Genomic DNA, 7,842 nt, shown 5'->3' on the forward strand with positions numbered 1-7,842 from the left:
CTCAGCCTCCTGCCGTCGGGGCCAGCACCTCGAGGACGTCCCCCGCGGTCAGCCGGGTCGTCTCCCACGCGCTGCGCGGGACCACGTCGCCGTTGCGCGCGACCGCCACCCGGCCGTGCCCCGTCGCCCGGCCGGCGACCAGCCCCTCGACCACGGCGGCGACCGTCGCGCCGTCCGGCACGTCGGTCCCGGCTCCGTTCACGGTCAGCTGCATCCGAACCTCTCCACGCCGAAGGGGGCGGCGAGCCCGGGCCGCTCGCCGGCCACCAGCAGCTCGGCCAGCAGCTCGCCGGTCAGCGGGGTGAGCAGCACCCCGTTGCGGTGGTGGCCGGTCGCGAGCACGAGGCCCGGCACCCCCGACGGGCCCAGCAGCGGGGCGTTGTCCGGGGTGCCCGGGCGCCAGCGCGCGAGGGTCTCGGTCAGCTCGAGCTCGCTGACGCCGGGGACCACGTCGATCGCGTCGTGCAGCAGGTCGTGCACGCCGCCGGCGGTCACCGCGGCGTCGAAGCCCCGCTCCTCCACGGTGGCGCCGACGACGAGGCCGTCCTCGCCCTGCGGCACCAGGTACACCGAGCGGCCGCGGACCAGCGCGCGGACCGTGCCGTCGAGCAGCCCCGCGGCGCCGCGCAGCCGCAGGATCTGCCCCTTGACCGGGCGCACCGGCAGCGCGGGCGCGCCCGGCAGGTGGCCGCTGTGCGCGCCCAGGGCCAGGACGACGGCGCCGGCACGGACCTCCCCACCGCCGTCCAGCGCGAGCCCGCACGCCCGGCCGCCGTCGCGCAGCAGCCCGGCGGCGCGGGCGCGCACCACCCGGACCCCGGCCGCCTCGGCGGCCGCGAGCAGCGCCGGATGCAGCTCCCGCGGGTCGACGGAGAGGTCGCCGGCGACGTGCAGCGCGCCGCGCACCCGAGGGCTCAGCCCGGGCTCGCGGCGCCGCGCCTCCCGGCCCGGCAGCCGGTGCACCTCCAGCCCGAGCTCGCCGTGGAACCGCTGGAGGTCGGCCAGCGCGCGCACGTCGTCGTCGTCGAAGCCGACGACCAGCGTGCCCGCGGTCCGCAGCGGCACCCGCACGCCGGTGGCCGCGGCGAGCGCGTCGAGGAACGCGGGGTAGCGCTCCAGCGAGGCCAGGCAGAGCCGCAGCAGCGCCTCCTCGCCGTAGCCGGCCTCGGAGACCGGCGCGAGCATGCCGGCAGCGGCGCGCGAGGCGCCGCTGCCGGGGGCGTCGTCGACGACGGTCACCGACAGCCCCCGCCGGGCCGCGTGCCAGGCCACCGACAGCCCGACCAGCCCACCGCCGGCGACGGCCACGTCGCACGTCACCGCGCGGACCGCCGGCGGCCCAGTACGGACGGCAGGCACAGCAGCGCGGTCAGCGCCGCGGCGACGCCGAGGCCGATCAGCGACGCCGACCAGCCGTTGGCCGGATCGATGCCCAGCTGCTCCTGGCGCGCCGTCCACCACGCCGTCCAGCCGCTGCCCGGGCCGCCGAAGTAGGTCGGCAGGGTCAGCTGGTAGGCCACGAACCCGGCCGCCCACGGGAGCAGGAACAGCGGGCGGGCGCGGGCGGTGTCGGAGGTGTCCCACGCGCCGCGCGGCGTGACCCCGTAGGCGACGGCGAAGACGCCGACCAGCGGCACGAACACCGCGCCGATGAGGAAGAGGAACGGCTCGTAGGCGGCGATGTCGAAGGTCAGGGCGAGGACGGTGGCGACGGCGCCGACGACGACGGCGAGCACCCGGCGGTCGGCCCGCGGGGCGACGTTCTGCGCCGAGACCGCGGTCGAGTACAGGTTGGCGAACGCCTCGTCGAGCTCGACGGCGACCAGGACCAGCACCGCCACGGCCCCCAGCGGCGCGGCCAGCAGCGCGTCGACGACGTCGAGCCCGGAGCTGCCGTAGGCGGCCAGCGCCAGCACGCCGAGCGTGAACATCACGATGGTGGCCAGCCCGTAGCCGATGCCGGCGCCGGCGAACGCGGCCCGGCCGCTGCGCACGTGCCGGGTGTAGTCGGCGGCCAGCGGGAACCACGAGACAGGCAGCGCGATCACGATGTCGGCGGCGGTCCAGAAGGACGGCGCGGCGCCCTCGGTCAGCTCCGGCAGCGGCTCGAGCAGGACCTCGACGTACAGGTAGCCGATCGCGAGGACCGCCGCCCAGATCGCGTACCGGGCCAGCAGCCGGACCACGCCGAGCGGGCGCAGCGCCATGAGGGTGGCCAGCACGCCGGCGCCCAGCGCGAAGGGCCAGCGCGGGGCGTCCAGGACGCGCGACGCCGCCTCGGCGATGATCACGATCTCGAACGTCGCCCAGCCGACGCACTGCACCAGGTTGAACGCCGTCGGCAGCCAGGACGTGCGCCGGCCGAGCAGCCCGCGCAGCAGCACCATCGCGGGCACGCCCTCGCGGGCACCGGCGGCCGCGCCGATGCCCAGCAGCAGCGCCCCGACGACCGCGCCGACGACGACGGCGCCCAGCGTCTGCGCCAGCGGCCGGCCCGGCAGCACGACGAAGACCGCCGCCACCGGCAGCAGCAGGCTGACGCCGAGGTTGCCCCACAGGCCGAGGGAGTCGCGGAGGCCGAGCGACCGGCCGGGCGCCTCGGTGAGGGTCAGCGGGGCGTCCCCGCCGGTGGGGGGCGTGCGGACGGTGTCGCTCATGGCTGCTCCCTACGCCGGCATTACCCGGACAGGTTCCAGCGGTCGGCGGCGCAGTGCTCCCGATCGGGAGGAGCCGCCCTCTCAGCCCGGTTCGCCCGAGCTCCCGCACACGTGCGCGGCCACTGTAGCCGCACCCGTACGGTGTCGTGCCGTGCCCACCGCCGACCTGCGCCGCGACCACCCCGGCCCGTGGGAGCGCGCCACCCGCCACCCGTTCCTGCTGGGGGTCCGTGACGGCACGCTGGCGCCGGGGGCGTTCGACACCTGGTTGGTGCAGGACGCGCACTACGTCGCCGACCTGCTCACCTTCCAGGCCCGGCTGCTCGCCCGGGCGCCCCGCGCCGCGCAGGCGGTGCTCGCGGCCGGCGCGGTCGCCCTGGTGGAGGAGCTGGACTGGTTCGCGGAGCTCGCCGGGCGCCGGGGCCTGGACCTCACCGCGCCCCGGCTCCCGGCGACGACCGCGTACGGCGAGCTGCTGCGCCGGCTCGACGGCGCCGACGTCCCCGCGGCGCTCACCGCGCTGTGGGCGGTGGAGCGGGTCTACCTGGACGCGTGGACCGCCGCCGCCCCGGGCGCGCGGGAGTACGCCGAGTACGTGGCGCACTGGACGACGCCGGGGTTCGCCGCGTACGTCGACGGGCTGGCGGCGGCCGCGGACGCGCTGGGCGGCCGGCACGACGACGTCGTCCTCGCGGTCCTCGACGCGGAGGTCGCGTTCTGGGACATGGCGCTCGGGGACGGCGCGGTGCCCGCCATCCCGCCCGGGCCCCGATGAGCCTCGCCCGCCGGCTCTGGGCCGACTCCGCCGATCTCGCCGACGCCGCCCTCGCCCATCCGTTCGTGCGGGGCCTGGCCGACGGGTCGCTGCCGCGGGAGCGGTTCGCCGGCTACGTGGCGCAGGACGCCTTCTTCCTCCAGGCCTTCGCGCGCGGCTACGCGATGGCCGTCGTCCGCAGCCCCGACCGGGCCGGGCTGGATGCGTTCGCCGGCCTGCTGGCCGGGGTCCGCGACGAGCTGCGGCTGCACGACGGCTACGCCGCCCGCTGGGGCATCGACCTGGCGGCCGTGGCGCCGGTGCCGGCCACGTCGGCCTACACCGACTTCCTGCTGGCCACCGCCGCCACCGGCGGGCTGGGGGAGGTCTGCGCGGCGATGACGCCGTGCATGCGGCTCTACGCCTTCCTCGGGCAGTCGCTGGCCGGCCGGGCGGCCGGCACCTACGAGGAGTGGGTCACCGCCTACGCCGACCCCGGCTTCGAGGCGCTGGCGGTCGCGCTGGAGCAGCTGCTGGACACCTACGCCGGGGACACCCCGGCCGTGGCGCGGGCCTACCGGCGCGCGATGGAGCTGGAGCTGGCCTTCTTCGCCTCGGCCTGGGCGGACTGACCGCGCCGGCGGCTTGCTAGGTTCGTCGGCGACACGGGGTGCCCGCGCGCCGGGCTGAGAGGACACCCGTCGAACCTGCCCAGGTCATGCTGGCGAAGGGATGTCACGGCGTGGACGCCGACGCGCTCGCGGCCGCACGGGCCGCACTGATCAGCACCAGCCCGCTGGTGCACTGCCTCACCAACACCGTGGTGCAGACGCTGACGGCCAACGTGCTGCTCGCGGTCGGCGCCGCGCCGGCGATGGTCGAGGCGCCCGAGGAGGCCGGGGATTTCGCCGCCGTCGCCTCGGCGCTGCTGGTGAACGTCGGCACGGTGCACGGCCGCTCGGCCGAGGCGATGCGGATCGCCGTCCGCTCCGCCGACGCCGCCGGGACGCCGTGGGTGCTCGACCCGGTCGCGGTGGGCGGGCTGCGGTTCCGCACCGACCTGGCCGTCGAGCTGGCGCTGGGCCGGCCGGCCGTGGTGCGGGGCAACGCGTCGGAGGTCATGGCGCTGGCCGGCACCGGCGCCGGCGGGCGGGGCGTGGACTCCACGGCGTCCGCCGACGACGCGCTGGAGGCCGCCGTCGCGCTGAGCGCGCGCACCGGCGGGGTGGTGGCGGTCAGCGGCCCCGTCGACGTCGTCACCGACGGCTCCCGGGTGATCCGGGTCGGTGGCGGGAACCCGCTGCTGACCCGCACGACCGGCGCCGGGTGCGCGCTCGGCGCGCTGACCGCCGCGTACGTCGCCGCGGCCGGGGACCGGCTGACCGGTGCCGTCGCGGCGCACGCGCACGTGGCGCTGGCCGCCGAGGCCGCGGCGGCGGTGTGCTCCGGCCCGGGCACCTTCGCGGCGGCGTGGGTGGACGCCCTCGACGCCGTCACCCCCGACGACCTGCGGCGGGCGGACGTCCGGGACGCGTCGTGAGGAGGGCGCCGTGAGGTCCGCGTTCGACCCGACGCTCTACCTCGTCACCGACACCGCCCTCTCCCGCCCGCGCACCGTGCCCGACGTGGTCCGCGCGGCGGTCGCCGGCGGGGTGACCGCGGTGCAGGTGCGGGACAAGGACGCCTCCCGGCGCGAGCTGTACGAGCTGACCCTCGCCGTGCGGGCCGTGCTGCCCCCCGGGGTCGCCCTGTTCGTGAACGACGCCGTCGACGTCGCCCTGCTGGCCGGCGCCGACGGCGTGCACGTGGGGCAGGACGACCTCCCCCCGGCCGAGGTCCGCGCCCTGATCGGCCCGGACCGGCTGCTCGGCCTCTCCGCGGGCTCCCCCGCGGAGATGGCGGCCGCGCTCGCGCTGCCGCCGGGAACGGTCGACGTCGTCGGCATCGGGCCGGTGTGGTCGACCGCCACCAAGCCCGACGCCGGTGCCGCGCTGGGGCCGGCCGGCGTGGCGGCGCTGGGCGCGCGGGCGCGGGCCGCGGGGCTCGTGTCGGTGGCGATCGGGGGCATCGACGCCGGCAACGCGGCCGCGCTCGGCGCCGTCGACGGTGTCTGCGTGGTGTCGGCGATCTGCGCGGCGGCCGATCCCGCGGCGGCGGCCCGCGGGCTGCGCGCGGTGGTGGCCCGGTGACCGCCGTCGCCCTGACCGTGGCCGGCAGCGACCCCAGCGGCGGCGCCGGGATCCAGGCCGACCTCAAGACCTTCAGCGCGCTCGGCGTCTACGGCACCGCGGTGCTCACGGCGCTGACCGCGCAGAACACCCGCGGGGTCACCGGGGTGCACGCCGTCCCGGCGGCGTTCGTGGGGGAGCAGCTGCGCACGCTGCTGGACGACGTCGGGGTCGGCGCGACCAAGCTCGGGATGCTCGGCACCGCGGACGTCGTCCGGGAGGTGGCGGCGGTGCTCGCGCAGCGGCGGCCCGGCCCGGTGGTCTGCGATCCGGTCATGGTGGCCACGAGCGGCGACCGGCTGGTCGGTGCCGACGCCGTCGACGCCATCCGCGCCGACCTGCTGCCGCTGACCGACCTGATCACCCCGAACGTGCCGGAGGCGGCCGCGCTGCTGGACGGGCCGGCGGCGACGTCGGTGGAGGAGATGGTCGAGCAGGCGCGGGCGCTGCTGGAGCTGGGCCCCGCGGCGGTGCTGCTCAAGGGCGGGCACCTGGGCGGGCCCGACAGCGTCGACGTCCTGGCCTCGGGCGGCGACGTCGTCGTCACCCGGCGGCCGCGGGTGGCGACGACGGCCACGCACGGCACCGGCTGCACGCTCTCCTCGGCGATCGCGGCCCTGGTCGCGCGCGGGGTGGGGGGCCCGGGAGCGTGGGAACCGGTGGTCGAGTCCGCCCGCGACTACCTGCAGGAGGCGCTGGAGGCCGGCCGGTTCCTCGGCATCGGCTCCGGCCACGGTCCGGTGCACCACTTCGCCCGCTGGTGGCCCGCCGGCTGATCCCCGGCAGGTACTTGAGCTTTCATCTATCCGGGCGCACACTGGGGTCACGCCACCCGAGGAGCCCGTCGTGCCCGTCCAGCGCCTGAACCACGCCGTCCTCTACGTCCGCGACGTCGACCGCAGCGTCGCCTTCTACCGCGAGGTGCTCGGCTTCCGGGCGGTGATGGAGATCCCGGGGCGGGCCGCGTTCCTGCAGGCCGAGGGGTCCACCAACGACCACGACCTCGGGCTGTTCGCCCTGGGCGACCGCGCCGGGGCCTCCGAGGCCGGCCGGCGCACCGTCGGGCTGTACCACCTGGCGTGGGAGGTCGACACGCTCGCCGAGCTGGCCCGGATCCAGGACGCGCTGCTCGAGGCGGCCGCGCTCGTCGGCGCCTCCGACCACGGCACGACCAAGGCGCTCTACGCCCAGGACCCCGACGGGCTGGAGTTCGAGGTCTCCTGGCTGGTCCCGGCGGACCTGATCACGCCCGAGGCGCTCGATGCCCGGGCCCGGATCGGGCGGCTGGACCTGCCCGGCGAGATCGCCCGCTACGGCGCCGGGACCCGCGGCGGGGTCGGCGTCTCCATCCCCGTGTGAACGGAGTCGCGCGAGCGCGGAGAGCGCACTCGAGCGACTCCGCTCAGCAGTCGCAGGCGACGCCGGCCGGGGCCGTGAGCGGGTCGACGGCGGGGCGGGAGACGCCGTCCGCCGTCTCGACCGGCAGGCCCTCGCGCGCCCAGTACTCGAAGCCGCCGATCATCTCCCGCACCCGGAAGCCGAGGGAGGCCAGCGCGAGGGCGGCCCGCGTGGCGCCGTTGCAGCCAGGACCCCAGCAGTAGGCGACGACCGGGACGGACCGGTCCAGCTCCGCCGGCGCCCGCGCGGCGATCTCCCGGCCCGGCAGGTGCACCGCCCCGGGCACGTGCCCCTGCGCCCACGCCTCGTCGCTGCGGCTGTCGAGCAGCACGAAGCCCGGGGCCCCGGACTCCAGCGCCGCGTGCACGTCGCTCACGTCGGTCTCCACCGCCAGCCGGCGGGCGAAGTGCGCGGCGGCGTCGGCGGGGGCGGTCGTCCAGTCCAGGGTCACGGGCCGAGCGTGGCCGACCGGCGCCGGCCGGGACAGGAGCCGGACTGCCGTCGTCCGCACCGTTCCTGCCAGGTCGACGGAGTGCGAGGAGCGAGGAAACCTCGCTGTCGTGTCTCCGGACCTCTGTCGCAGCGATGTCTGAGGACATGTGTCGCACTTCGGTTAGGCCGCGCAGAGTGTGGCGTAACGCTTGGCCGGGTTCAGGGTCAGTTGGCCGATCAGGTCGCCGCTGAGGGCGTGGAAGCTGACCTGGGGGCCGTTGACCAGGGCGGTGACCTGGGCGCCGCCGTAGGCGGCGCCCAGGCGGATCAGGTGCCGGCCGAGGGTCACGGTGCCGTGCGGGATGACGGTGAG

The 7,842-nt window shown here is 77.3% G+C and carries 11 protein-coding genes and 1 riboswitch; of the genes, 6 read left to right on the forward strand and 5 right to left on the reverse strand.

Annotated features, from left to right (window positions below):
* Position 1 precedes the first annotated feature (1 nt).
* From thiS to BMY88_RS17240, 3 genes are read right to left on the reverse strand one after another with little or no spacing between them, the layout of a single operon-like run.
* Positions 2 to 214, reverse strand: coding sequence for a sulfur carrier protein ThiS (gene thiS, locus BMY88_RS17230; RefSeq protein ID WP_091946237.1), 213 nt, complete (start codon positions 212 to 214; stop codon positions 2 to 4).
* The gene (thiO, locus tag BMY88_RS17235; protein ID WP_091946240.1) at positions 205 to 1,320 is read right to left on the reverse strand and encodes a glycine oxidase ThiO; all 1,116 of its coding nucleotides are present in this window, start codon (positions 1,318 to 1,320) and stop codon (positions 205 to 207) included. Before thiO ends, thiS begins: the two co-directional genes overlap by 10 nt.
* Positions 1,317 to 2,657, reverse strand: coding sequence for a purine-cytosine permease family protein (locus tag BMY88_RS17240; protein WP_091946243.1), 1,341 nt, complete (start codon positions 2,655 to 2,657; stop codon positions 1,317 to 1,319). Before BMY88_RS17240 ends, thiO begins: the two co-directional genes overlap by 4 nt.
* Positions 2,658 to 2,808: 151 nt before the next feature.
* On the opposite strand from BMY88_RS17240, the gene BMY88_RS17245 reads away from it, so the two are divergent.
* From BMY88_RS17245 to BMY88_RS17270, 6 genes are all read left to right on the forward strand, one after another.
* Positions 2,809 to 3,432 carry a TenA family protein gene (locus BMY88_RS17245; RefSeq protein ID WP_091946246.1) on the forward strand — a complete coding sequence of 208 codons (624 nt, stop codon included), beginning with the start codon at positions 2,809 to 2,811 and terminating at the stop codon, positions 3,430 to 3,432.
* Positions 3,429 to 4,043, forward strand: coding sequence for a TenA family protein (locus BMY88_RS17250; RefSeq protein ID WP_091946249.1), 615 nt, complete (start codon positions 3,429 to 3,431; stop codon positions 4,041 to 4,043). The genes BMY88_RS17245 and BMY88_RS17250 overlap by 4 nt, the downstream gene beginning before the upstream one ends.
* 24 nt (positions 4,044 to 4,067) lie before the next feature.
* Positions 4,068 to 4,161: riboswitch (TPP riboswitch) on the forward strand.
* Positions 4,154 to 4,951 (forward strand): hydroxyethylthiazole kinase, encoded by a 798-nt coding sequence (gene thiM, locus BMY88_RS17255; protein WP_091946252.1) that lies wholly within the window; start codon positions 4,154 to 4,156, stop codon positions 4,949 to 4,951. (Overlaps the previous riboswitch by 8 nt.)
* 10 nt (positions 4,952 to 4,961) lie before the next feature.
* Positions 4,962 to 5,600, forward strand: coding sequence for a thiamine phosphate synthase (gene thiE, locus BMY88_RS17260; RefSeq protein ID WP_091946256.1), 639 nt, complete (start codon positions 4,962 to 4,964; stop codon positions 5,598 to 5,600).
* A complete protein-coding gene (thiD, locus tag BMY88_RS17265; RefSeq protein WP_091946260.1) occupies positions 5,597 to 6,415 on the forward strand; it encodes a bifunctional hydroxymethylpyrimidine kinase/phosphomethylpyrimidine kinase in 819 nt (272 codons plus the stop codon). Before thiE ends, thiD begins: the two co-directional genes overlap by 4 nt.
* A 70-nt stretch (positions 6,416 to 6,485) precedes the next feature.
* Positions 6,486 to 6,998, forward strand: a complete 513-nt coding sequence (locus BMY88_RS17270; protein ID WP_091946263.1) for a VOC family protein — start codon at positions 6,486 to 6,488, stop codon at positions 6,996 to 6,998.
* A gap of 43 nt (positions 6,999 to 7,041) precedes the next feature.
* On the opposite strand, the gene BMY88_RS17275 is transcribed toward BMY88_RS17270, so the two are convergent.
* Together BMY88_RS17275 and BMY88_RS17280 are read right to left on the reverse strand one after the other, a co-directional pair.
* Positions 7,042 to 7,488, reverse strand: coding sequence for a rhodanese-like domain-containing protein (locus tag BMY88_RS17275; RefSeq protein WP_211435697.1), 447 nt, complete (start codon positions 7,486 to 7,488; stop codon positions 7,042 to 7,044).
* A 162-nt stretch (positions 7,489 to 7,650) separates the two neighbouring features.
* Positions 7,651 to 7,842, reverse strand: a 192-nt coding sequence (locus BMY88_RS17280; RefSeq protein ID WP_428978322.1) for a hypothetical protein, incomplete at its 5' end; no start/stop codon positions are given.

It is taken from the genome of Trujillonella endophytica, from assembly GCF_900110555.1.
In the GTDB taxonomy this organism is placed as follows: domain Bacteria; phylum Actinomycetota; class Actinomycetes; order Mycobacteriales; family Geodermatophilaceae; genus Trujillonella; species Trujillonella endophytica.

Coding starts and splice junctions, on each gene's coding strand:
- thiS (WP_091946237.1), bottom strand. CDS start 214: ATGCAGCTGACCGTGAACGGAGCCGGGACCGACGTGCCGGACGGCGCG.
- BMY88_RS17250 (WP_091946249.1), top strand. CDS start 3,429: ATGAGCCTCGCCCGCCGGCTCTGGGCCGACTCCGCCGATCTCGCCGAC.
- BMY88_RS17240 (WP_091946243.1), bottom strand. CDS start 2,657: ATGAGCGACACCGTCCGCACGCCCCCCACCGGCGGGGACGCCCCGCTG.